The sequence below is a fragment of the Blattabacterium cuenoti genome (assembly GCF_014252115.1).
In the GTDB taxonomy this organism is placed as follows: Bacteria; Bacteroidota; Bacteroidia; order Flavobacteriales; family Blattabacteriaceae; genus Blattabacterium; species Blattabacterium cuenoti_AK.
Window position 1 is genome coordinate 251,546 of the sequence record NZ_CP059211.1, and the last position, 24,123, is coordinate 275,668.

A 24,123-nucleotide genomic window follows, 5' to 3' on the forward strand; every position below is an offset into this window, starting at 1 on the left:
CAATATTGTTTGTATATTTTTGTATTTTTGGTTTATCCTTAAAAAATAAGGCTTAACTTGATTACATTATTTGAAGCACAAAAATAACAATTAATTATGAGTATTCTAAATAAAAAAGCAAGATTTAGATATCATTTTTTAGAATACTATACAGCTGGAATACAGTTATTTGGTACAGAAGTAAAATCCATAAGACAAAATATGGTTAATCTAATAGATAGTTTTTGTCAAATAAAAAATGGAGAATTGTATTCTGTAAATATGTATATATCTGAATATCAATTTGGAACTAATTGGAATCATTCAAGTAGAAGAGAAAGAAAATTATTATTAAAAAAAAAAGAATTAACAAAAATTAACAAAAAATTAAAAAATCCAGGTTTGACTTTAATTCCTATTGAATTATTTTTTAATGAAAGAGGATATATAAAAATGAAAATAGTTTTAGCAAAAGGAAAAAAAATATATGATAAACGTGAGTTTATACGAAAAAAGGACTTATTTAGAGAAAATAAACAATCTTTCAAATTTAAAAATCGTATATAAAATAAAATTTATTGGTTTGAAATCAAATATTTATATTGGTTTGAAATCAAATATTTATATTTGTTTTATGTTTTAAAGAAATTATAGTTTTATGAAAAACGTCAATTTTTTTATTGTTGCTTTATTTACTTTTTTTTCTTTTTCGTCTGTCTATTCCCAAGATTCGAAAAAAGAAGAAAAAGAAAAAGAAAAATGGTTTATTCAAATAGGATTACAAGATATAAATTATTATCCTATAACATCTTCTTTTAATCCCTTTAAAAATTTTTTTGTAAAAACAAATAATAGCTTTTTTCCTACTATTTCTAACTTAGAATTAAAATATAAAATAAATAAATATATAGGCTTTTATTTAGAGGGATCATCAGGAATGGTAAATAATATAAGGTGGAATTTAATAGATATTCCTTTCATGAAGTTGAGTCATGGAATTAATTTATATATCTTACCTCCTAATTACAAATTAGACCCTTATCTTAGGTTAGGAATGGGTATTCATAAAACCAATGGTTATATTTATAGAGAGTTAAAAGTTTCAGATGAAAAATTTTTTAAAACAAAAAAACAGAACTTTCCTCTATTAGACGGTGGATTAGGTTTAAACTTATGGATAATATCCAATTTCGGAATTAACTTTCAAACTACTTATAACCATGTATTTGTGAAAAGATCAATAGATTATTTAAATTTTTGGAAACATGACATAGGGTTGATTTTACGTTTTGGTAATTTTCAATCTAATATTGATCCTAATAATCATGATAAATATGATAATTCTTTTATTCCTTCTTCTGAAAAAGAAAAAAACTTTGTAGAAGTAGAAGATGAAAAAGAAAAAAACTTTGTAGAAGTAGAAGATGAAAAAGAAAAAAACTTCTATGATCATCAAGAAGATTCAGACAATGATGGAATTTTAAATGAAGATTCAGACAATGATGGAATTTTAAATAAGGAGGATCTTTGCCCAAACCAATTTGGATTAAGAAAATTTAAAGGTTGTCCTGATACAGATTTCGACAATATTCCAGATTATGAAGACAAGTGTCCTAATAAATTTGGAAAAAAAGAAAATAAAGGATGCCCTATCCCTACCCCTATTCCTAATGTAGTTTTTAGTCCAATTTTATTTGAATTGGGAAAATCTTCATTATCTCCTCGTTATTTAAAAATTATTGATAAAATTTCTGAAATTATGATCCATCATATTCCTGACTCTAAATTTTATATAAATGGATATGCAGATGCTCATGGAAAACCACATTATAATAAAATTTTATCTATAAAAAGGGCAAATTCTGTATTTGAAGCTTTAGTCTCTAAAGGTGTAGATCCCTCTAGGATAGAAATTAGAGGATTAGGTGTTGGAAAGAAAAAAGGACGTCGTGTTGAAATTATAACACGAAAATCATCACAATAAATACATTACAAAAAAAAAGTCTCTAAAGAAAGAATCAAGAGACTTTTTTATTTTTGTTTGTATAAAAAGATATACATATACTCACTTGATAAAGTATCAGGATAGGAATTAAGACTATGATTGTACTTAAAATATCTCCAGGCGTTATAGCAGATGCTATAACTAACATAATCAAAAAAGCATGTTTTCTGTATTTTCTTAAAAATGAATGGGATATTAATTCCATTTTAGTAAGGAAAAATATGAAAAATGGAAACAAAAAAATAATACCCATAGAAAATACTGAGTGTACAATTAAAGAAATATAATCTGATAAATCAAATATATTTTTTGGAACATCACTTACTTTAAAAGAATATCCAAAATGAATTAAAAATGGACATAATATAAAATAACCAAAAAAAACTCCTAATAAAAACAAAACAGTGATTGTAATTAATATCCATATAGAATATTTTTTTTCTTCATCTGAAAGAGCTGGTTTTACGAATTTCCAAAATTCATAAAAAACATAAGGAAAGGATAAAATAATTGCTCCTACAAAACAAGTCCATATATAAATATTGAATTGTCCAAATATTTGTCTATTTTGTATTTCTAAATTTTTGTGTAAAAAAGAAAAATAAACAGAATTCAAATGTATTCCTAAAAAAGAATCAGATACTTTTTTAAGTATACGGTAAGTAATGAAATCCGTTTTTGATGGAGCAAAAATAATACAGTCAAATATAATATTTTTATTATTCATTAAAATAATCATTGATATGAGTATAGCAAATAAACAGTGAATTACATGTTTTCTTAATTCTTCAATATGTTTCCAAAACGGAATTTTTTTATCCTCATTCATATTATTATTTAACAAAATAATACTTCTTTTCAAATAAAAAATTGTAATTTTTTATATTAAACTAACATCTAAAAATAGATCATGAAATGTGGAATTATAGGTCTTCCTAATACAGGAAAATCGACATTTTTTAATCTTATTTCTAACTCTAAAGTTTCATCAGAGAACTTTCCTTTTTGTACCATAGAACCTAATTATGGAATTACGAAAGTTCCAGATGATAGATTATACAAACTAAAAAAAATTATTAATCCCACCAAAATAATTCCATCTGAAATAAAGATAGTAGATATAGCTGGATTAATAAGAGGATCACATAAAGGAGAAGGTTTAGGTAACAAATTTTTATCTCATATTCGTGAAACAAATGTTATCATACATATGATCCGTTTTTTTCACGATGTAAGCATTATTCATGTGGAAGGGGAAATTAATCCTATTAGAGATAAAGAAATTATTGATATGGAATTACAATTAAAAGATCTAGAAACGATAGAAAAAAGATTAGAAAAAATTACTAAAAAAAACGAAGTCAACCAACATACACATATCTTAAAAGATATTCTTTCTTTTTTAAAGAAAGGAAAAAATATTAGAATGTATCCATTTCAAAAAGATGATAAGAAACATATCAAAGATTTACAGTTACTGACTATAAAACCTGTTATTTATGTATGTAATGTGGATGATAAGTTAAATTATCAAAATAATTTACATCTAGAAACTATGAAAAAAATAGTAAAAATGGAAAATTCCACTTTTGTAATTGTATCTTTGAAAAAGAATTGGATGGGAATAAATCAAGTACTGAAAGAAACTTATAAGCTGTTAAACTTACAAAGTTTTTTTACGGTAGGAAAAAAAGAAATTCGATCTTGGACAATTCCTAATCCATGCACAGCATATGAAGCTGCTTCAGCAATTCATACAGATTTCAAAAAAGGATTTATTCGAGCAAAAATTATTCATTATGATGATTTTATAAAATATGGATCCGAAGAAAATGTTAAAAAAAAAGGTAAACTGCAATTAGTAGGAAAAAATTCCATTATACAAGACGGAGATATCATTCACTTTCGAATTAACCAATAAAAAATTGATTATTATTATTAATTGCTTGTAAAGTTTCAAATATTAATAATATTGCTTGTTCGACATCTTTTTTATGAACCATTTCTACTGTAGTATGCATATATTTAAGTGGAATGGAAATTAAAGCAGACAATACCCCTCTATTAGAATAAGCAAAAGCATCTGTATCTGTTCCTGTATATCTAGATGATACTAAACGTTGAAAACGTATTTTTTTATTATTAGCCGTATTAATAATCAATTCTCTAATATTTTTATGTATTGAAGGAGCATATCCAATAACAGGTCCTAATCCACATTTAACATCTCCTTGTATTTTTTTATCAATCATGGGACTGTAAGTGTCATGTATGACATCTGTAACAATAGAAACATGAGGTTGTATAGTTTGAGCTATCATTTTAGCTCCTTTTAATCCTACTTCTTCTTGAACTGAATTTACTATATACAACCCAAATTGTAAATCAATTCCATTTTTTATTATAGTTTTTGCTACTTCTGCTATAATAAACCCTCCTATTTTATTATCTAATGCTCTAGATACAAAATAATTGTGATTCATAATAAAAAATTTATCAGGATAAGTAATGATACAACCTACATGAACACCCATATTAATTGCTTCATCCTTACTGGAAACACCAATATCAACAAATATATTCTCAACACTAGGAGATTTCTCTTCTGAAAGTTTTCTTGTATGAATAGCAGGCCATCCAAATATTCCATGAACAAACCCTTTTTCCGTGTGAATGATTACTCTTTTAGATGGAGCGATTTGGTGATCGGATCCTCCATTACGAGAAACATAAATTATTCCTTCTTCTGTAATATAATTAACGTACCATGATATTTCATCTACATGAGCTTCAATAATCAATTTATATGGAGAATTAGGATTAATAATACCTACTGCTGTACCATATAAATCAGTTTGTATTTTTTCTACATAAGAACTAATATGATTAGTCCATATTTTTTGTCCTTTACTTTCATCTCCTGTTGGAGAAAATTCGTTTAAATATTTTTCAAGAAATTTAATAGAATCACTGTCTATAGAATATGAATAATTACTCATTTTTTTCTTTATAAATTGTTTAGTTTAAATAAAAATAGACCCTTTAAATATAAATTTAACATCTCCAGTTAAGGAAATATTTTTATATTCACTTTTTGTTTGTTCTAATGAGACCCATAATTTTCCTCCAAGAGTTTGGATTAAAATTTTTTCAAAATTACTTTTTATTTTATTCGTTTCACATGCAGCAATAACAGAAGCTACAACTCCTGTTCCACAGGATAAAGTTTCATTTTCTACCCCTCTTTCATAAGTACGTACTTGTAACATATTATTTTCAAGTATTTTTACAAAATTTACGTTAACTCCTTTTTCTAAATAAGGTTTTTGATATCTAATATTTTTCCCTTCTTTATAAACATTTTTTTCTTTTATATTTTCTACGAAAATAATATGATGTGGAGATCCCGTGTTTAAAAAAACGTATTTTGTATGAATTTTTATTGTTTTTCTCTCTAAATCAACAAGATTTAAAGAAACTAAATTATCTTTTATAAATCCATTATGATATCCATCTATAGCTCGAAAATGAATTTTATTTTTGTAAATACCTAATTTTTTAGCAAAAGAAATGGCGCATCTTCCTCCATTACCACACATTGTACTTTCTTTTCCATCAGAATTGCAATATTTCATATAAAAATCACTTTTATCATCATTCTGAATCAAAATAATTCCATCTGCACCAATTCCAAAATGTCTATCACACAATTTTTTGAGTAAAAAGGAATTTTCTATTTTTTTCTGTCTAGAATCTATAAGTATAAAATCGTTACCCGTTCCTTGATATTTATAAAAACTCAAATCCATAATAACCACAATAATATAACAAACAACTAGAAGTTAATATAATTTAACGAACAAAATTATATAATTTACATATATTTGTGTTTTATGTAAATATTTTTAAATACATGAAGAAGAAAATAGTTTTTTATATTGTGTTGAGCAGTATTATGAGTTCAATAATAACTATTGCTGCATATAAACAATACGCTGAGGAACCTTTATTTTTTCCATATACAACATCATCTTTATCAAAACTTACTTCATCAAATTCTTCATCGTCATTGGTTAGTTCTGCTGGATTTCCTGATTTTACCAGAGTCGTGTCAAAAACCATACATGCAGTTGTAAATGTAAAAAATTATTCAAAAAAGTATAACAATCAATTTGATCCGTTTGATTTCTTTTTTGGTTTTCCTGATGATTTTGGAAATAGCAGGAGGAAACCTCAAAAAAATGATACTCCTGGACTTCATGGATCTGGAGTGATTATATCACCTGACGGATATATTGTTACTAACAATCATGTCATAAAAGATGCAGAAAAAATAGAAATTACTCTTAGTGATCAAAGAACTTATAAAGCGAAATTAATAGGAACGGATTCTAGTACTGATATAGCTTTATTAAAAATAAATGAAAAAAATCTACCTTTTATTTATTTTTCTGATTCTAATAAAGTACAAGTAGGAGAATGGGTTTTAGCAATAGGAAACCCTTTTGATTTAAACTCTACTGTTACAGCAGGAATCATAAGTGCAAAAAATAGAAGTTTAGGGATATTAAAAGGAGAAACACAAACAGCAATCGAATCTTTTTTTCAAACAGATGCAGCTGTAAATCCTGGAAATAGCGGAGGGGCTTTAATCAATACTAATGGGGGATTAATTGGAATTAATACAGCTATTTCTTCATCTTCAGGTAATTTTATAGGATATAGTTTTGCAGCTCCTTCTAATTTGGTAGTAAAAGTGATACGAGATATAAAAAAATATGGTACCGTACAACGTGCATATTTAGGAGTAAGAGGGATGGATCTTACTAAAACAGAATATTTAAAAGATTATAATAAAGAAACACATCAAAATATAAAACCACAACAGGGTTTTTTAATAGGAGAAGTTTTTGAAAAAAGTGGAGCGGAAGATGCAGGACTAAAAAAAGGAGATATCATAAAAAGCATAGATGATAAACCTATACAGAACGTTGCAGATTTATCATTTATTGTAGGAACAAAATACCCCGGAGATAAAGTCAAAGTAAACATCATACGTAATAAACAGAAAAAAACTTTTAACGTTATCTTAAAGGATTTACAAGGAAGAACAACAATAAGAACTAAGGAGCAGATTAGTCCATCTGAATTATTAGGTGCAGTATTTGAGTCACTTAGTCGAGAAGCTAAGAAAGATTTTGGAATTAGTTATGGTATTAAAATCATAGAAATGAGAATAGGTCGTTTAAGTGCTATAGGATTAGAAGAAGGAGATATTATTTTATCGATTAATGGAAAAAAAATGATAAAACCTAATGATGTTGATAAAGTTTTAAAGAAATATTCAGGAGATGTTACCATAAAGTATATTAAACAAAATGGACAAATATATATAGCAGGATTTGAAATGAATTAATTATTTTTTGTAATAAAAAAACAATGTAATTGTTCCATAAATCATATTGGGAAACCAAACTGCTAGATAAGGAGGAATATAATCCTTATTAGAATATGTTTTTGTGATTTCTATAAAAAAAACATAAAAAAAAGCTAATATAATTCCTATAATCATGTTATAAGCAATTTCTCCTTTTTTTATTTTAGTAGATATGGATAATCCCAAAATAGTAAATATCAAAGTAGAAAAGGGTAAACTTGTTCTTTGATAATATTCATTTAAATGTATATTCATATTAATCTTATTTCCTTCTGTATCAATGAATTTTTTCAATTCATGAATATTCATAGTTTCTGCTATGTATACCTCAGGTAAAAGTTGATCAGGATTTATAGGAAATTTCATTAATTTATAATCTCCTGTAGTAAAAGAATCACGATTTTTTTTGATTAGAGTTTCTCTATAATCAAATAGAACATATGTTTTATATTTTTTATACCAAAAAATATTTCTGGATTTTAGAATATATATTAATTTGTTTCCATTAAATTTTTGGTATATACATTCTTTTCCTAGATTTTCTTTTTTTGAAAAATTTCGAATAAAAATATATTCATTTTTTGAAATTTGAGTAAATATAGTTTGATTTTTTTCATATTTATTTTTCTGCCTTGGACTTAACAAATATTGATAATGAAATTTATTTTTTTTTTTGTTAGCAAAAGGTAACAAATAATAATTTGTTAATAAAGCTATCATTCCTATTACAATAGCTGATATTAAGTAAGGAAGTGTCAATCTTTTAAAACTAATACCGCTTAATAGAATCGCTGTAATTTCTGAATTTTTAGTTAATTTAGATGTGAAAAAAATAACAGATAAAAAAACGGAAATAGGAGAAAAAGTATTAATTAACCATATAGACCAAAAAGGGTAATAAAAAATTAAAGCTTCTTTAATTGATCCTTGATTATTTTCTAAACGATGCATCCGTTGAGAAATATCTATAATCACAGATATAAATTGTAGCGAAATAGTAATCAATATGAAAGTACCAATAAATTTACGAATAATATAACGATCAATAATCTTCATAAATTTTTTATATTATAAACGTTTTTGTAAGAAAGGAAGTATGGATTTTTTCCAATAAAAAAAATTATTTTTCATAATATGAATTTTTGCTTCTTGAATAAGATGAAAATAAAAAGAAAGATTATGTATAGATGCTATTTCTTTTGCTAAGTTTTCTTTAGATAAAAAAAGATGTCTTACATAAGATTTACTATAGTATTTATCTACATAAGAATTTCCATAATTATCTAAACAAGAATAATCTTTTTCCCATTTTTTATTTTTTATATTCATGATACCTTTCCATGTAAATAACATTCCATGACGTCCATTCCTTGTAGGTATAACACAATCGAACATATCTATCCCAAGAGAAATTCCTTCTAAAATATCTACAGGATATCCTATTCCCATTAAATATCTAGGTTTATCTTTAGGTAAAAGATCTGTTAATAAATCAGTAATACTGTATGTTTCTTCTTTCTCTTCTCCTAAACTTAATCCACCTATAGCATAACCTTCTGTTTCTAATGAAGATATCTCTTCTGCAGAAGATTTTCTTAAATCTTTATAAATACTTCCTTGTATAATAGGAAAAAAACTTTGTTTATAATTATATATTTCTGGATTCTTTTGCAAATAAGAATAACATTCTTTTAACCAACGATGTGTTTTTTTTACAGATTTTTTTGCCTCTGTGTAGCTACAGGGAAAAGGAGGACAGTCGTCAAAAGCCATAATAATATCTCCACCTATAAAACGTTGAATTTTCATAGATTTTTCAGGAGAAAAAAAATGAAAAGATCCATTTATAATAGATTTAAATCTAACTCCGTCTTCAGAAATTTTATTTAATTTTTTCATAGAAAAAATTTGAAAACCTCCACTATCTGTTAGTATAGATTTTTTCCAATTTAAAAAAGAATGAATCCCTCCAGCTTTATGTAATACTTCAATACCAGGTTGAAGATATAAATGATAAGTATTTCCGAGAATTATTTTATACAACATTTTGCAAAGTTCGTATGTTGGAACAGATTTGATATAACCTTTTGAAGCTACAGGCATAAAGGTTGGAGTTTCTATTTTTCCATGATCTGTTTCTAAAATTCCTATTCTTGCTTTGGAAAAGTTATCTGTTTTAATTAAGTTAAATTTCATTTAAAAAAAATTAAAATTTTGAGAAATTAAACGATATATGCAATATATCGTTATAATAATAAAATATAATTTCGTTTCATATCATAAACAATGAATTTTCATTATTATCATAAACCAGTTCTTGTAAAAGAAAGTATAGAAAATTTGATTACAGATCAAAATGGTATTTATATAGATGCTACATTTGGTGGAGGGGGACATTCTAATGCAATTTTGAAAAAATTAAATAAAAAAGGAATTTTGATAGCTTTAGATCAGGATAAAGAATCCATAGAAAGAAACACAATTCAAGATAAACGTTTTCGTATATTTCATAATAATTTTATTCACATACGTGATATTTTAAATCAAAATTGTATCGAGAAAGTATCAGGAATATTAGTTGATTTAGGAATTTCGTCTTTACAAATAGATAATCCTAAAAGAGGTTTTTCGAATAGATTCAATTGTATTTTAGATATGAGAATGAATCAAGAATCTTTTTATTCTGCTCAAAATGTTTTAAATGAATGTTCAAAAAAAGAGTTATTTCATATATTTTATGAATATGGAGAATTTAAAAATGCAAGAAAAATTACGGATAAAATATTAAAAAAACGTTTAAAAAAAAATATTAAGACAACCTCAGATTTAGTTCATATTTTTTTTATAAAAGGGTCTTTTAAAAAAAGAAAAAGATTTTTTTCTAGACTTTTTCAGTCTATACGAATAGAAGTAAATAATGAGATAAATGTTTTAAAAAATTTTTTGTTAGAATCTTCTAGAATTCTATTACCAGGAGGTAGAATATCCGTTATTTCATATCATTCTATAGAAGATAGAATCATTAAGTATTTTTTTAAGAAAGGTATTATAATAAATAAAATCAATTTTAAAACTCTTCCATTCAGAATGATCCATAAAAAAGTGATTAAACCAAGTTTTAAAGAAATCATAAATAATCCACGATCTAGAAGTGCGAAATTAAGAATTGCAGAAAAAATTTAGAATTCATAAAAAAAATACATAGAATGAAAAAAAATATACAAGATATCCTAAAAGGAAAATTTTTAGTCAGAGAAAATGCTTATCGTAGTTGGAATTTTATTGTTTTTATTACTTTACTATCTTTAATTAGTATTACCAGTTCACATATGATGGATCGAAAAATTCGAAAAGTGAATAAAATTAGCGAAGAAATAAAGGAATTAAAATCTGTATATGCTGATATACATAGTAAATGTATGAAAATGCAATTATCCTCTTTTATAAGAAAAAAATTAGTTAATGGATTAAAACATTTAGATACTCCTCCATATGAATTGATCATAATAGAAAATGAAAAAGATAACGTAAATGTTAATAATAATGTTATAGAAGAAGAAAAGATAATACAATAAAAATAAAAAATGAAACAAAAAAGATATGTTTTGTTATATAAATCTTATTTAATTGGTTTTTTATTCATATTTATTGCAATATTAATTATTTTCAATTTATTCTACATACAAAATTATTCAAAAGGATACAAAAAATCTGTTATAGAAAAAACAATTAGAACTAATTTAATTAAAGCAAAACGTGGTAATATTTATGCTTCAGACAGTAGTATTTTAGCTATGTCTGTTATTAGATATGATATTCATATTGATTTTATGTCTATATCTGATAAATTATTTAAAGAAAATATTTATTCTTTATGTAATTCTTTGGAATCTTTATTAAAAAAACCAAAAATTTTTTTCTATAAAAAATTTATATATGAAAAAAAAAGGGGAAACAGATATTTTTTACTAGCAAAAAATTTAGATTATCCACATTTTAAAATACTACGAAATTTACCCATTTTCAACAAGGGGCAAATACGAGGTGGTTTTATTGTAGAAAAAAAAATATGCAGAATTCATACATTGGAAAATATTGGAAAAAGAACATTAGGATATGATGATCATAGGGGAAAAGCGGGATTAGAAGGGGCTTTTAGTAAATATTTAAAAGGGAAAGATGGAAGAAGATTAGAACAACGTATTAGTTTTAAAATATGGAAACCATTGAAATCAGAAAATGAAGTTAATCCAGAAGATGGAAAAGATGTTTATTCCACTATAGATATATATTTACAAGACATAGCCTATCATGCATTGCTTCAAGAATTATCCATTTCTCAAGCAGATCATGGATGTGTAATTTTGATGGATGTCAAAAGTGGAGAAATTCCTGCGATGATCAATCTTGAAAAAACAAAAAAAAATACTTATGAAGATTTAAGAAATTTTGCAATATGGGAAGGAAGTGAACCAGGATCCACTTTTAAAACGATGGCTATTCTTGCCGCTTTAGAAGACAAAAAAATAGATGTAAATATGGTTGTTAATACTAAAGGTGGAGTCATGAAATTGAAAGGAAAAAAAATACGCGATAGTCATTATAATGGATGCGTTAAAATGAATCCAAAGAAAATTTTGGAATTATCGTCAAATGTAGGTATCGCAAGAATTATTCACAATAATTATAAAAACAATCCTGAAAAATTTATAAAGCATTTACGTAAGTGGAGATTAGATAAAAAAATAGGAATAGATATTCCAGGGGAAAGCATACCTTTCATCCCAGAACCAGGAAAAAAAAATTGGAGTAGTATCACTTTACCATGGATGACTTTTGGATACAATCTGAAATTAACTCCTTTGCAAATACTTATATTTTATAATGCTATTGCAAATCAGGGAAAAATGATTAAACCTCTATTTATTCGAGAAATAAAATATCATGGAAAAAGTATAAAAAAATATAAAAAACCTATCGTCATGATTCCTTCTATAGCTGAAAAATCTTCTTTAATTAAAATTCAAAATATGTTAGAAGGGGTAGTTAAAAATGGAACTGCTAAAAAATATTATAATCCAGAATATCCTTACGCTGGAAAAACAGGAACAACACAATTAAATTATTGGATGAAAGGAAGACCTTTAACTTATAATAGTTCTTTTGTAGGATACTTTCCTGCTAAAAATCCAAAATATTCTTGTATTGTAGTTATTTCAAAACCAGAAAAAGGATATTATGGTATTGAGGTAGCAGTCCCTGTATTTGACCAAATCGTAAAATATATTTACCCCAGAATAGAACGAAAAATACTAAATAGAAAACTTAAAGAAAATTTATTAAATAAAATTATCGAATCAAAAAATTTTTTGATTGATAAATGGATCATGCCTAATGTAATATCTATTCCCGGAAAAGAGATCATTCCCTTATTAGAAAATAAGGGATTTCATATTCAGTATGAAGGAATAGGAAAAGTGATAACCCAGTCTGTTAAACCAGGAAAAAAATTGAAAAAAAATCAGATTATTTTTCTAAAATTAGAAGAATGAAAAAACTAAAAGATATACTGAAAAAAGTACATATTTTAAAAATAATAGGAAAAAATACTTATAAATTTGTAAAAGGAATTTCTATAGACTCCAAAATAGTACAATCAAATATGATTTTCGTAGCTATAAAAGGAGAAAAAACAGATGGACATCAGTTTATTATAAATGCTATACAAAAAGGAGCTAATACTATAATTTTTGATAAAAGTTCCTTTTCCATTATTCATAATAACAAACATATCACTTATATACTTGTTCCAGATTCTATGGAAGCTTTAGGAATTATATCATCTAATTTTTATGATCATCCAACAAAAAAAATAAAATTAGTAGGAATAACTGGAACTAATGGAAAAACTTCTACAGCGACAATACTTCATCAGTTATTTTCTAAAATGGGAGAAAAAAATACTCTAATTTCTACTATAGGTGTAAAAATAGCATCTAGAGAATATCCTACAACACATACAACTCCGAACATTATTGATATTAATAAATATTTAAATATTTCAGTACAACAAGGATGTAAATACGCTTTTATGGAAGTAAGTTCACATGGAATACACCAAAAAAGAATTGCAGGTTTATTATTTCAAGGTGCAGTTTTTACTAATATTACACATGATCACTTAGATTATCATAGATCTTTTAATCATTATTTATCTACTAAAAGGACTTTTTTTGAAAATTTATCTAAAGAAACTTTTGCATTAGTCAATTCCGATGATGAAAATTCACATAAAATCATAAAAAAAACTTTAGCTAAAATCTATTTTTATGGTATAAAAAAAAAATCTGATTTTAAGATCAAAATTTTAGAAGAAAATATGAATGGAAATCAGTTATTAATTGATAATTATCAAATTTTTACCCATTTGATGGGTAGATTTAATATTTATAATCTTCTGGCTAGTTATGCAACAGCTATTTTATTGGGAAAAAATAAAATTGATATTCTGAAATATATAAAATATGTTAAACCCATAAAAGGACGTTTTGAGCAATTTATATCCAATTCAGGTATTCATATTATTGTAGATTATGCTCACAATCCAGATGGATTAAAATCCATTTTATATACTATTAAAAACATAAAAAATGATGATGAAAAATTAATTTGTGTCATAGGTTGTGGAGGAAATAGGGACATAAAAAAACGTTCTTTAATGGGAAAAATTGTTTATGAAACATGTGATGTATCTATTTTCACATCTGACAATCCTAGAAATGAGGATATAAATAAAATATTTGATGACATGAAAAATTTTAGATCATCTCTAAAAGGAAAATCTATTTTGACCTTTTTCAAACGAACAGAAGCTATTCAAACTGCAATTCAAATTGCAAAAGAAAAAGATATTATTCTAATAGCAGGAAAAGGGCATGAAACTTTTCAAGAAATAAAAGGAATTCGTTATTCTTTTAATGATATGAAAATTGCTCAATATTTATTAAAAACTTACGATAAGTAAGATGATTATTTTTTTTAAATCCTTAATTTATATTTACTTATATATCAACATAAATCCTGTTTTTTATAAAGCAATTATAGCTTTTTTTTTATCATTTTGTATAGCTTTAATTTTGTATCAAAAGATTATATGTTGGAATCGAAAAAATAGAATCATAGGAGAGAAAATACGAGATCTTGGGCTTTTGGGTCAAAAAGAAAAAGAAGGAACCCCAAGTATGGGTGGTATTATTATTATATTTTCAACGTTAATTCCTACAATATGTTTTTCTGCGTTAAATAATGTGTACGTATTAATGTTGATAATGACTACATTGTATATGGGAAGTATTGGATTTATAGATGATTATATTAAAATAAAATATAATAAAAAAGGACTTGGTGTAATGAGTAAAATATTCAGTCAAATCATATTGGGAATTTTTATTGGAATTACTATGTATTTTAATACGAGTATTTCTAGTGTTCAAAAAACAGAATCAAAAAATCTATATTCTTTTTCCTTAAAAGAATATGGATTCAAGACTACTATTCCTTTTTTGAATGAATTTAACTATGCTTATATTCTGAGTTGGTATAATAAAAAATGGAGAAAATATACATGGATTATTTTTATTCCTATTGTTGTTATAATTATTATATTTTTATCCAATGGAGCTAATTTAACTGATGGAATAGATGGATTAACAGCTGGAATTTCTTCTATTATTTTTATTACTTTATCTCTATTATCTATAATTTCCAGTAGTAAGATATATTCCTCTTATTTCCATTTTATATATATTCCTAATCTATTAGAAATTATTATATTTTCTTTTTCGTTTTTAGGAACTTTGATAAGTTTTCTTTGGTATAATACTTATCCAGCTCAAATTTTTATGGGAGATACTGGAAGTTTAACTATAGGAGGCGTTATAGCTACACTAGCTATTATAAATAGAAAAGAAATCATATTACCTGTTTTATGTGGAATTTTTTTTATAGAGAATATTTCTGTAATCATGCAAGTATTGTATTTTAGATATTCTAAAAAAAAATATGGCGTAGGAAAAAGAATTTTTCTCATGGCTCCTTTACATCATCATTTTCAAAAATTAGGATATCATGAAAATAAAATTTCCAATCGTTTTATCATCATACAAATGATGTTGTCTATGTTAGTATTTATTTTATTAATTATATAAAAAAAATGAAAAAAAAATTCATAGTTGTATTGGGTGGAGGAGAAAGTGGAGTTGGAGCCGCTTTATTAGCTAAGAAAAATGGATTAAAAATATTTTTATCTGATTCTGGAGTTATCCTAAACAAATACAAAAAAATTTTAATAAAAAATAAAATTCCTTTTGAAGAAAAAGGGCATACAGAAGATATAATTATTCGACATGCTGTTAAAGTGATAAAAAGTCCGGGTATTTATAGAAATCACCCTTTAATAAAAAAAATCAATTTATTCGGAATTCCCATACAATCCGAATTAGAATTCGGTAAAAGTTATATTGGGAATTCTTATATAATCGGAATTACAGGAAGTAATGGAAAAACAACAACTTGTTCTATTGTCTATCAAATACTTAAAAAAAAAGGAATGAATGTAGGGATAGCAGGAAATATTGGGCATAGTTTTTCAAAAGAAATTATAAAAAAAAAGATATTTATATATTAGAAATGAGTAGTTTTCAATTAGATGATTGTTTGAACTTTCGTTCAAATATTGCAGTATTATTAAATATAACAAGAGATCATTTAAACAGATATAATAATAATATTGATAATTACATGGATTCGAAATTGAAAATAGCAGATTTTCAAAAAAAGGAAGATATTTTCATTTACAATTATGATGATCCTATTATAAGAAAAGGGTTAAATAAACATATTATTAGGTCTCACTGTATTCCTTTTTCTATCAAAGAAGAATTACACATAGGAGCTTATGTAAAAAATAACAAAATATTTATTCGAAAAAAAAATCAGGAAATATATTTTATCAATGTAAAAGATATTCCTTTAATAGGAGATCATAATCTATATAATATTATGGCTTCATTGATTATATCCGAAATATTAAATGTAAAAAAAGAATCAATAATTTCCGTACTATTAAAATTTAAATCTATAGAACATCGTATGGAAAAAATATTAAATATAAATGGAGTACAATTCATTAATGATTCTAAAGCAACTAATGTAAATGCAGTTTTTTATGCATTAAAAAGTATGAATGCACCTATTATATGGATAGCAGGAGGAGAAGATAAAGGGAATAATTATGTAGAATTAATTCCTTTAGTTAAAAAAAAAGTAAAAGCTATAATTTGTTTAGGAAAAAACAATAAAAAGATTATTGATTTTTTTAAAAATACCATTAATATTATTCTGGAAACAGAAAATATTAAAAAAGCTGTTTATATGGCTTATATATTATCTTCTCATGGAGATAACGTTCTATTATCTCCTGCTTGTTCCAGCTTTGATCTTTTTAAAGATTATAAGGAGAGAGGAAATAAATTTAAACAAGAAGTAAGAAAATTGATTCATGAAAATTTATGAAAAAATAGATTTATTTTTGAATAAATATATAAAAGGAGATAGATATTTATGGGCTTTTATTTCTTTGTTAGCTATATTTTCCTTTTTACCAGTTTATTCTGCTAGTACCAATTTAGTTTCTATATATAGAGGGACAAATACAGTATTCAATTATTTGTTAAAACATACTCTTTTTTTGTTAGTTGGATTTTTCATTCTTTTTTTCACTCAATTTATATACTATAAATATTTTTACCGTATGTCTATTTTTTCCATGCCTATAGTATTTATTTTATTAATTCTTACGATGACTCAAAAAAAAGAATTATATGGAGTGAATGCTTCTCGTTGGTTACATATTCCTATTATAAATATATCTTTTCAAACTTCTAATATTGCAGGATTGGCTCTCGTCATCTATTGTGCTAGATATTTATCTAAAAAAAATAAAGAGCGAATCAATTTTAGAAACTCTTTTTTCTCCTTGTTATTTCCTATATTTCTTATTATTGGACTTATTTTTCCTGCCAATGGATCTACTGCTGCAATTGTTTTTATATCCGTTTTAATGTTACTTTTTATAGGTGGATATCCGTTAATAAGTCTTATAGGTGTTTTTCTAATGGGATTTTTATTTTCAGGAATATATATTTATTCTGTAATAAAATGGGGAAACCCTATGAATAGGGTTTATACATGGAAAAGTAGGATAGAACAATTTTTGGATCATGAATCTGAAGAAAGTTATCAAATGAAACAATCTAAGATGGCTATTGTTTTAGGAAATAAATTTGGTCGTGGCCCTGGAAAGAGTGTTTTAAAAGCTTTTCTTCCCCAATCCTCTTCAGATTTTATCTATGCTATCATAATAGAAGAATATGGATTTATTGGAGGTGTTATACTCTTATTTATTTACATATTAATTCTAATGAGAATTTTGATAATAGCAACAAAGGTACAAAATTATTTTTGTTCTTTATTGGTCCTTGCAGTAGGTTTACCTATAATCAATCAAGCACTAATTAATATGGGAATAGCTGTTGGTTTATTTCCAGTTACGGGACAAACTTTGCCACTGATTAGTGCGGGAGGAACTTCCATGTGGGTTACTTTTTTTAGTTTTGGTATTATATTAAGTGTCAGTCGAATGATATATAAAAATCAGACTGGCTCCACTAAAATAATAACAGATTATGAACCATAATATTTCACCAAAAATTATTTTTGGAAGCGGAGGAACTGGAGGTCATATATATACAGGAATTGCTATTGCTAATGAACTTATAAAGAAAATTCCAAAAACCAATATTTTATTTATTGGATCTAAAAATCGTATGGAAATGCAAGAAATTCCCAGATTTGGATATTCTATTGAAGGAATTTGTATTTCAGGTGGAAAAGATAAATTTTTTTCTATATCAGGTTTTATCTTATCTATACAGTTGATAAATAGTTTATTTGTAGCAAATAAAATTATTAAAAAATTTTCCCCAGATATAGTTATTGGAACAGGTGGTTTTGTTAGTTTTCCTACTTTATATGCTGCAAAAAGAAATAAAATACCTATTCTGATTCAAGAACAGAATTCTTTTCCTGGATTGACTAATAGAATATTTTCTCGTTATGCAAGTAAGATTTGTGTTGCTTATGAGCAAGCAAAAAAATATTTTCAGGAAGAAAAAACGATCATAACTGGAAATCCAGTCAGATCTGAAATACTAAAACTTCCTAGTAAAGAAAAAGCTTGTTTTCATTTAGGATTAAAAATAAAAAAACCTATTATTTTATCTATAGGGGGAAGTCAAGGTTCCAATAGTATTAATAATGCTTGGATAAAAGGATTAAAAAAAATAATAGAATTAGACATACAACTTATTTGGCAAGTAGGAAAATTCGATATTCATAAAATTAAAAAAAATGAAATATCTCATCATTCAAATATTATTTTCATGGAATTTATTGAAAATATGCCTATATGTTATGCTGCTGCGGATATAATTGTATCTAGAGCTGGAGCTTTAACTATATCAGAAATATGTTTGATAGGGAAACCATATATATTGATACCTTTTCCTTGGTCTTCAAATGACCATCAAAATCGAAATGCTAGAATATTAGAAGAAAAAGAAGCAGCTTTGATTATAAAAAACGAAGAAATAGAGAATAAATTAGTGAGTTCTGTCATCAAATTAGCAAATGATTATAGCATGAAAAAAAAAATGAGAAAAAATATATTAAAATTAGGAAAACCTAAAGCAACGAATGATATTGTCAACGAGATTTTACAAATTATTTTATGAATTTAAACAAAATTGATTCTTTTTATTTTATAGGGATAGGAGGTATAGGAATGAGCTCTATTGCTAGATATTTTCATCTTATGGGAAAAACTGTTTCTGGTCATGATAAAAATGAAACTTTTTTGACAAAAAAATTAGAAAAAGAAGGAATATCCATAAATTATCATGATAATACAGAAATATTACCCGAATGGGTATTATCTAAACAATGTTTAATTGTATATACTCCAGCTATTCCTACTAAAGATCATAAACAGTGGACATATTTAAAAAAATATGGAAAAAATATAAAAAAACGTTCTCAAGTGTTGTCTTTAATTATAGAAAATAATATTTGTATAGCCATAGGGGGTGCCCATGGAAAAACGACCACTTGTACTCTGTTAGGACATATTTTATATAGTGTTGGAATGAATGTAACTGCTTTTTTAGGAGGAATATCTGAAAATTATCAATCAAATTTAATATTGAATAATGTTTTAAATGAAAAAAAAATTTTTTTGGTAGAAGCAGATGAGTTTGACCATTCTTTTTTATATTTATCTCCTAATATAGCATGTATAACATCTTTTGATCAAGATCATATAGACACTTATCCCAACGAAAAATTTTTGAAAAAGGCTTATGTAACTTTTTTGGATAAGATAAAAAAACCATATAAAAAAATATTTCTATGCAAAGAAGAATCTTTTCGATTTGATAATGCTATATATTATTCCGTAATAAAAAAAGAAAGTTATTACTCCAATCATCTTTGTATAAAAGAAAATAAATGGTATTTTGATTTTCATACTCCTAAAGAAACATGGAAATCTCTACTTTTACCTATTCCAGGTCAACATAATTTAAAAAATGTTACTGCAGCATTATCTATATCTGATTATTTAAAAATCCCTAAAGAAAAAATAAGACAAGCTTTACTTTTATTTAAAGGAATCAAAAGAAGGTATAGTATTCATTATCAATCTTCAAAAAAAATATATATAGATGATTATGCACATCATCCGACAGAAATTAATGCATTGATTAAAACTGTAAGAAAATGTTTTCCAAATAAAAAGATATTAGGTATTTTTCAACCTCATCTATTTAGTAGAACTAAATTTTTTGAAAAATCATTTGCAAAAAGTTTAGAACATCTTGATATTTTAATTTTATTAGATATTTATCCAGCTAGAGAACTTCCTATAAATGGAATTAATTCTAATCGTTTATTAGAAAAAATAAGAATGAATAATAAAGAAATATCTACTTTATCTAAAGTTTTAGAAAAAATTGAAAAAAAATATTTTGATATTATTCTGACAATGGGGGCTGGAAATATAGATACATTAATCCTTCCTATCAAAAAATGGTTGTATAAACGATATGAATAAATAAATGAAAAATAATAAAACATTTTTTATCATTATTTTATTACTATATATGATTTTTATGATATCTCTTTCTTTTTTTTCTCAAAAAACGCATAAAAATAGAATTTTGAAAAAATTTAATATTATCATAGATCCTTTATCTAAAAATCGTTTTGTAAATGAAGAGATTATTAAAAATATTCTTTTTTATAAAACAGAAAAGATTGAAAAAAAAATCGGTCAATTATGTATATTAGAAATGGAACAAAAATTAAATAATTATCCTTTTATAAAGAAATCGGAAGTATTTCTTAGTGTAGATGGTTCTCTTAATATTAAAATTTGTCAAAAAGTACCCATTTTAAGAATAAAAAATGGAAATAAGGAATATTATCTTACTGAAGAGGCCGAAAATTTAAAACTTTCTTCTTTTTATTCGTCAAAAGTCATTTTAGCAAAAGGTCCTTTTTCAAAAGAAGAAAAAAAATATTTAACAAGTTTGATCAATTTCATAAATTCCGATGAATTATTAAAAAATCAAATTATTAGCATAAAAAAAAATAATAAAAATTCATTTGTTTTGATTCCAAAAATCGGAAATCATCATATAATATTAGGAGATATAAAGGATTTTAAAAATAAATTGAATAAATTAAAAGAATTTTATAAACAGTATCTAAATAAAATAGATATTAATCAATACAAGAGTATTGATTTACAATATAAAGACCAAATAGTCGCAAAAAAAAGATAAGTCTATGGAACATCAAGATATAGCTATAGGTCTGGATGTAGGAACAACGAAAATTGTAGCTATAGTGGGAAGAAAAAATGAATATAATAAAATTGAGATTTTAGGTATAGGTAGATCTAAAAGTGTAGGTGTGCATAGAGGAGTTGTAAATAATATAACTCAAACAATTGAAGCTATTCGTGAAGCTGTATCTGAAGCAGAACATAGTTCTGGTTTAAAAATAAAAGAAGTTATTGTTGGAATAGCAGGGCAACATATCAGAAGTCTACAACACAATGATTATATTACTAGATTAGATTTTGAAAATGTTATCAGTCAAAAAGATATACAAAAATTAATAGATCAAGTTCATAAACTAGTTATGCAACCAGGAGAAGAAATTATTCATGTTCTTCCACAAGAATATAAAGTTGATAGTCAAGCAGAAATAGGAGAACCAATAGGAATGTATGGAAGTCGTTTAGAAGCAAATTTTCATGTAGTAGTAGGACAAATTTCTTCGATCCAAAATATTGGAAGATGTGTAAAAGCTGCAGGTCTGAATTTATCTGGAATGACTTTAGAACCTCTAGCTTCTGCTGAAGCTGTATTAAGTACCGAAGAAAGAGAAGCAGGTGTAGCTTTAGTAGATATAGGAGGAGGTACTACGGATATTGCTATCTTTAAAGATAATATTATACGTCATACTGCCGTTATACCTTTTGGAGGTAATGTTATTACTGAAAATATAAAAACAGATTGTTTGATTATCGAACGGCAAGCAGAATTACTGAAGATCAAATTTGGATCTGCATGGCCAGGAGAAAATAAGGAAACAGAAATTGTTTGTATTCCTGGATTAAGAGGTAGAGATCCTAAAGAAATTTCTTTAAAACATCTTTCCCAAATTATTCATATACGAGTATGTGAAATTTTGGATCAAGTAAATATAGAAATAAAAAATTATGGAAATGAAGAACAAAAGAAAAGACTTATTGCAGGGTTAGTCATGACAGGTGGAGGTTCTCAATTAAAACATATTCGTCCGTTGACAGAATATATTACTGGAATGGATGTTCGTATAGGTTATTCTAATGAACATATTGCAGGAGGAGAAAATGGACTTATAAATAATCCAGAATACGCTACATCTATAGGATTGGTAATTAAAGGGCTTCATGACAAAAAAAAATATCTTTGTAATATGGGGCGTAGATATGATGAAAATTCTGAATTGATTTCTACAAAATTTTATAATAAAAATATCAATTATGGAGAAGATCATAAAAAGAAAAAAAATAAAAAAAAATCAAAATCTTTTTTTGAAATTTGGGCAGATAAGTTCCGTCAAATATTGAATGATACAGAATAATAAACCATGAAATGAAAAAAGAAGATTTTACACTAAGAAAAGAAAAAGAAAATGTTCAATTGGAATTTCCAAAAAATCGTTCAGCCTCTATCAAAGTAATTGGAGTAGGAGGAGGGGGAAGTAATGCTTTAAGTCATATGTTTGAGCAAGGAATTACTGGAGTAGACTTTATAGCATGTAATACGGATGCACAAGCGTTAAATAATAATCCGGTTCCTATAAAAATTCAATTAGGAGTTTCTATTACGGAAGGACTAGGTGCTGGAGCAGATCCAGAAGTTGGAGAAAAAGCTGCATTAGAAAGTTTGGAAGAAATAAAAAGTATTTTAGATTCTAATACTAAAATGACCTTTATTACAGCAGGAATGGGTGGAGGAACAGGAACAGGCGCTGCCCCAGTTATTGCAGGAATTTCTAAAGAAAAAGGAATTTTAACTGTAGGTATCGTTACAATTCCATTTCATTTTGAAGGAAAGATGAGATTACAACAAGCCCAAAAAGGAATAGAATCGTTAAGAAAAAATGTAGACTCTCTCATTGTTATTAATAATGATAAATTGAGAGAATTATATGGAAATCTAGGATTTAAAGCCGGGTTCGCAAAAGCAGATGAAGTTTTAACAACTGCAGCTAAGGGTATTGCAGAAGTTATCACTCATCATTATAAACAAAATATAGATTTAAGAGATACAAGAACTGTCCTAAAAGAAAGTGGAACTGCTGTTATGGGGTCTGCTATTGCTGTTGGAGAAAATAGAGCGAAAGAAGCTGTTGTACAAGCATTAGATTCTCCGTTATTGAATGATAATAAAATTACGGGAGCCAAAAATGTTCTTCTTCTTATTGTTTCAGGAAAAATAGAAATTACTATAGATGAAATAGGAATTATTAGCGATTATATACAAACTGAAGCAGGTAATAATGCTAATATTATTATGGGTCTAGGAGAAGATGAAATTTTGGAAGAAAGTATTTCAGTTACTATAGTAGCTACTGGTTTTCCTACTGAAATACAACGAGTTATTAATAACGAAGAAAAAAAAATTTTTCATAGGTTAGAAGAACCTTATGAACAAAAATTAAAAAAAATGGAAAAAATACATTCTAAAAGAATAGATCCTATTCTTTCAAAAGATTTTTCTAAATCAAATCATTTTGATAAAGATGACTTGTCATCGAATAAAAAACAAAATATTTTTAATGAATCTATCAACTCAAATTTTATTATAAAAGAAAAACGTAAAAAATATATATTGGAAAATAGTTTTGATCTTCCTATTTCATACAGTGAAAATAAAAAAATTTTGATAAATCGTATTCATAAAAAAGAAAATAATACAAATCAATAATTCAATTGATATTTCCTAATATCCCAAAAGGGACCAGAGAT

The 24,123-nt window shown here is 25.6% G+C and carries 20 protein-coding genes and 1 pseudogene; 16 read left to right on the forward strand and 5 right to left on the reverse strand.

What is annotated here, in order from left to right; all coding sequences use genetic code 11:
• The first annotated feature begins 96 nt into the window (after positions 1-96).
• On the forward strand, positions 97-546 hold the full coding sequence (gene smpB / locus H0H44_RS01195; protein ID WP_185871858.1) for an SsrA-binding protein SmpB: 450 nt from the start codon (positions 97-99) through the stop codon (positions 544-546).
• Positions 547-637: 91 nt separating this feature from the next.
• Complete coding sequence (locus tag H0H44_RS01200; RefSeq protein WP_185871859.1) at positions 638-1,963, forward strand: OmpA family protein; 1,326 nt, start codon at positions 638-640, stop codon at positions 1,961-1,963.
• A gap of 34 nt (positions 1,964-1,997) precedes the next feature.
• Here H0H44_RS01200 and tatC read toward each other — a convergent pair whose 3' ends face one another.
• Positions 1,998-2,813, reverse strand: coding sequence for a twin-arginine translocase subunit TatC (gene tatC, locus H0H44_RS01205; RefSeq protein ID WP_185871860.1), 816 nt, complete (start codon positions 2,811-2,813; stop codon positions 1,998-2,000).
• Between the two features lie 81 nt (positions 2,814-2,894).
• On the opposite strand from tatC, the gene H0H44_RS01210 reads away from it, so the two are divergent.
• The gene (locus tag H0H44_RS01210; protein ID WP_185871861.1) at positions 2,895-3,905 is read left to right on the forward strand and encodes a redox-regulated ATPase YchF; all 1,011 of its coding nucleotides are present in this window, start codon (positions 2,895-2,897) and stop codon (positions 3,903-3,905) included.
• Here H0H44_RS01210 and H0H44_RS01215 read toward each other — a convergent pair.
• Both H0H44_RS01215 and dapF read right to left on the reverse strand, forming a co-directional pair.
• Positions 3,895-4,983, reverse strand: a complete 1,089-nt coding sequence (locus tag H0H44_RS01215) for a zinc-binding metallopeptidase family protein (protein WP_185871862.1) — start codon at positions 4,981-4,983, stop codon at positions 3,895-3,897. The two genes, H0H44_RS01210 and H0H44_RS01215, sit on opposite strands and share 11 nt — an antisense overlap.
• Positions 4,984-5,007: 24 nt before the next feature.
• Complete coding sequence (gene dapF / locus H0H44_RS01220) at positions 5,008-5,793, reverse strand: diaminopimelate epimerase (RefSeq protein WP_185871863.1); 786 nt, start codon at positions 5,791-5,793, stop codon at positions 5,008-5,010.
• Positions 5,794-5,939: 146 nt separating this feature from the next.
• Between dapF and H0H44_RS01225 the strand changes: the two genes are divergently transcribed.
• Positions 5,940-7,400, forward strand: a complete 1,461-nt coding sequence (locus H0H44_RS01225; RefSeq protein ID WP_238786148.1) for a Do family serine endopeptidase — start codon at positions 5,940-5,942, stop codon at positions 7,398-7,400.
• On the opposite strand, the gene H0H44_RS01230 is transcribed toward H0H44_RS01225, so the two are convergent.
• Positions 7,401-8,477, reverse strand: a complete 1,077-nt coding sequence (locus H0H44_RS01230; RefSeq protein ID WP_185871865.1) for an LptF/LptG family permease — start codon at positions 8,475-8,477, stop codon at positions 7,401-7,403.
• Between the two features lie 12 nt (positions 8,478-8,489).
• A complete protein-coding gene (gene tgt / locus H0H44_RS01235; protein WP_185871866.1) occupies positions 8,490-9,617 on the reverse strand; it encodes a tRNA guanosine(34) transglycosylase Tgt in 1,128 nt (375 codons plus the stop codon).
• 90 nt (positions 9,618-9,707) lie between these two features.
• On the opposite strand from tgt, the gene rsmH reads away from it, so the two are divergent.
• From rsmH to ftsZ, 12 genes and pseudogenes are all read left to right on the forward strand, one after another.
• Positions 9,708-10,604 (forward strand): 16S rRNA (cytosine(1402)-N(4))-methyltransferase RsmH, encoded by an 897-nt coding sequence (gene rsmH / locus H0H44_RS01240; protein WP_185871867.1) that lies wholly within the window; start codon positions 9,708-9,710, stop codon positions 10,602-10,604.
• Positions 10,605-10,627: 23 nt separating this feature from the next.
• Positions 10,628-10,996: an FtsL-like putative cell division protein gene (locus tag H0H44_RS01245; protein WP_185871868.1), complete on the forward strand. Its 369-nt coding sequence runs from the start codon at positions 10,628-10,630 to the stop codon at positions 10,994-10,996.
• A 9-nt stretch (positions 10,997-11,005) separates the two neighbouring features.
• The gene (locus tag H0H44_RS01250; protein WP_185871869.1) at positions 11,006-12,973 is read left to right on the forward strand and encodes a penicillin-binding protein; all 1,968 of its coding nucleotides are present in this window, start codon (positions 11,006-11,008) and stop codon (positions 12,971-12,973) included.
• Positions 12,970-14,445 (forward strand): UDP-N-acetylmuramoyl-L-alanyl-D-glutamate--2,6-diaminopimelate ligase, encoded by a 1,476-nt coding sequence (locus H0H44_RS01255; RefSeq protein ID WP_185871870.1) that lies wholly within the window; start codon positions 12,970-12,972, stop codon positions 14,443-14,445. Before H0H44_RS01250 ends, H0H44_RS01255 begins: the two co-directional genes overlap by 4 nt.
• A gap of 1 nt (position 14,446) precedes the next feature.
• Positions 14,447-15,628, forward strand: coding sequence for a phospho-N-acetylmuramoyl-pentapeptide-transferase (gene mraY, locus H0H44_RS01260; RefSeq protein ID WP_185871871.1), 1,182 nt, complete (start codon positions 14,447-14,449; stop codon positions 15,626-15,628).
• Positions 15,629-15,633: 5 nt separating this feature from the next.
• Positions 15,634-16,994 (forward strand): annotated as a pseudogene (gene murD, locus H0H44_RS01265) (UDP-N-acetylmuramoyl-L-alanine--D-glutamate ligase).
• Positions 16,981-18,177, forward strand: a complete 1,197-nt coding sequence (locus H0H44_RS01270; protein WP_185871872.1) for an FtsW/RodA/SpoVE family cell cycle protein — start codon at positions 16,981-16,983, stop codon at positions 18,175-18,177. The pseudogene murD and the gene H0H44_RS01270 overlap by 14 nt, the downstream one beginning before the upstream one ends.
• Positions 18,167-19,273, forward strand: coding sequence for an undecaprenyldiphospho-muramoylpentapeptide beta-N-acetylglucosaminyltransferase (gene murG, locus H0H44_RS01275; RefSeq protein WP_185871873.1), 1,107 nt, complete (start codon positions 18,167-18,169; stop codon positions 19,271-19,273). Before H0H44_RS01270 ends, murG begins: the two co-directional genes overlap by 11 nt.
• Positions 19,270-20,649, forward strand: coding sequence for a UDP-N-acetylmuramate--L-alanine ligase (murC, locus tag H0H44_RS01280; RefSeq protein ID WP_185871874.1), 1,380 nt, complete (start codon positions 19,270-19,272; stop codon positions 20,647-20,649). Before murG ends, murC begins: the two co-directional genes overlap by 4 nt.
• Positions 20,650-20,653: 4 nt before the next feature.
• Positions 20,654-21,382, forward strand: a complete 729-nt coding sequence (locus H0H44_RS01285; protein ID WP_185871875.1) for a cell division protein FtsQ/DivIB — start codon at positions 20,654-20,656, stop codon at positions 21,380-21,382.
• Positions 21,383-21,386: 4 nt separating this feature from the next.
• The gene (ftsA, locus tag H0H44_RS01290) at positions 21,387-22,733 is read left to right on the forward strand and encodes a cell division protein FtsA (protein WP_185871876.1); all 1,347 of its coding nucleotides are present in this window, start codon (positions 21,387-21,389) and stop codon (positions 22,731-22,733) included.
• 11 nt (positions 22,734-22,744) lie between these two features.
• A complete protein-coding gene (gene ftsZ, locus H0H44_RS01295) occupies positions 22,745-24,082 on the forward strand; it encodes a cell division protein FtsZ (RefSeq protein WP_185871877.1) in 1,338 nt (445 codons plus the stop codon).
• Positions 24,083-24,123 lie beyond the last annotated feature (41 nt).

Coding starts and splice junctions, on each gene's coding strand:
- smpB (WP_185871858.1), top strand. CDS start 97: ATGAGTATTCTAAATAAAAAAGCAAGATTTAGATATCATTTTTTAGAA.
- H0H44_RS01200 (WP_185871859.1), top strand. CDS start 638: ATGAAAAACGTCAATTTTTTTATTGTTGCTTTATTTACTTTTTTTTCT.
- tatC (WP_185871860.1), bottom strand. CDS start 2,813: ATGAATGAGGATAAAAAAATTCCGTTTTGGAAACATATTGAAGAATTA.
- H0H44_RS01210 (WP_185871861.1), top strand. CDS start 2,895: ATGAAATGTGGAATTATAGGTCTTCCTAATACAGGAAAATCGACATTT.
- H0H44_RS01215 (WP_185871862.1), bottom strand. CDS start 4,983: ATGAGTAATTATTCATATTCTATAGACAGTGATTCTATTAAATTTCTT.
- dapF (WP_185871863.1), bottom strand. CDS start 5,793: ATGGATTTGAGTTTTTATAAATATCAAGGAACGGGTAACGATTTTATA.
- H0H44_RS01225 (WP_238786148.1), top strand. CDS start 5,940: ATGAGTTCAATAATAACTATTGCTGCATATAAACAATACGCTGAGGAA.
- H0H44_RS01230 (WP_185871865.1), bottom strand. CDS start 8,477: ATGAAGATTATTGATCGTTATATTATTCGTAAATTTATTGGTACTTTC.
- tgt (WP_185871866.1), bottom strand. CDS start 9,617: ATGAAATTTAACTTAATTAAAACAGATAACTTTTCCAAAGCAAGAATA.
- rsmH (WP_185871867.1), top strand. CDS start 9,708: ATGAATTTTCATTATTATCATAAACCAGTTCTTGTAAAAGAAAGTATA.
- H0H44_RS01245 (WP_185871868.1), top strand. CDS start 10,628: ATGAAAAAAAATATACAAGATATCCTAAAAGGAAAATTTTTAGTCAGA.
- H0H44_RS01250 (WP_185871869.1), top strand. CDS start 11,006: ATGAAACAAAAAAGATATGTTTTGTTATATAAATCTTATTTAATTGGT.
- H0H44_RS01255 (WP_185871870.1), top strand. CDS start 12,970: ATGAAAAAACTAAAAGATATACTGAAAAAAGTACATATTTTAAAAATA.
- mraY (WP_185871871.1), top strand. CDS start 14,447: ATGATTATTTTTTTTAAATCCTTAATTTATATTTACTTATATATCAAC.
- H0H44_RS01270 (WP_185871872.1), top strand. CDS start 16,981: ATGAAAATTTATGAAAAAATAGATTTATTTTTGAATAAATATATAAAA.
- murG (WP_185871873.1), top strand. CDS start 18,167: ATGAACCATAATATTTCACCAAAAATTATTTTTGGAAGCGGAGGAACT.
- murC (WP_185871874.1), top strand. CDS start 19,270: ATGAATTTAAACAAAATTGATTCTTTTTATTTTATAGGGATAGGAGGT.
- H0H44_RS01285 (WP_185871875.1), top strand. CDS start 20,654: ATGAAAAATAATAAAACATTTTTTATCATTATTTTATTACTATATATG.
- ftsA (WP_185871876.1), top strand. CDS start 21,387: ATGGAACATCAAGATATAGCTATAGGTCTGGATGTAGGAACAACGAAA.
- ftsZ (WP_185871877.1), top strand. CDS start 22,745: ATGAAAAAAGAAGATTTTACACTAAGAAAAGAAAAAGAAAATGTTCAA.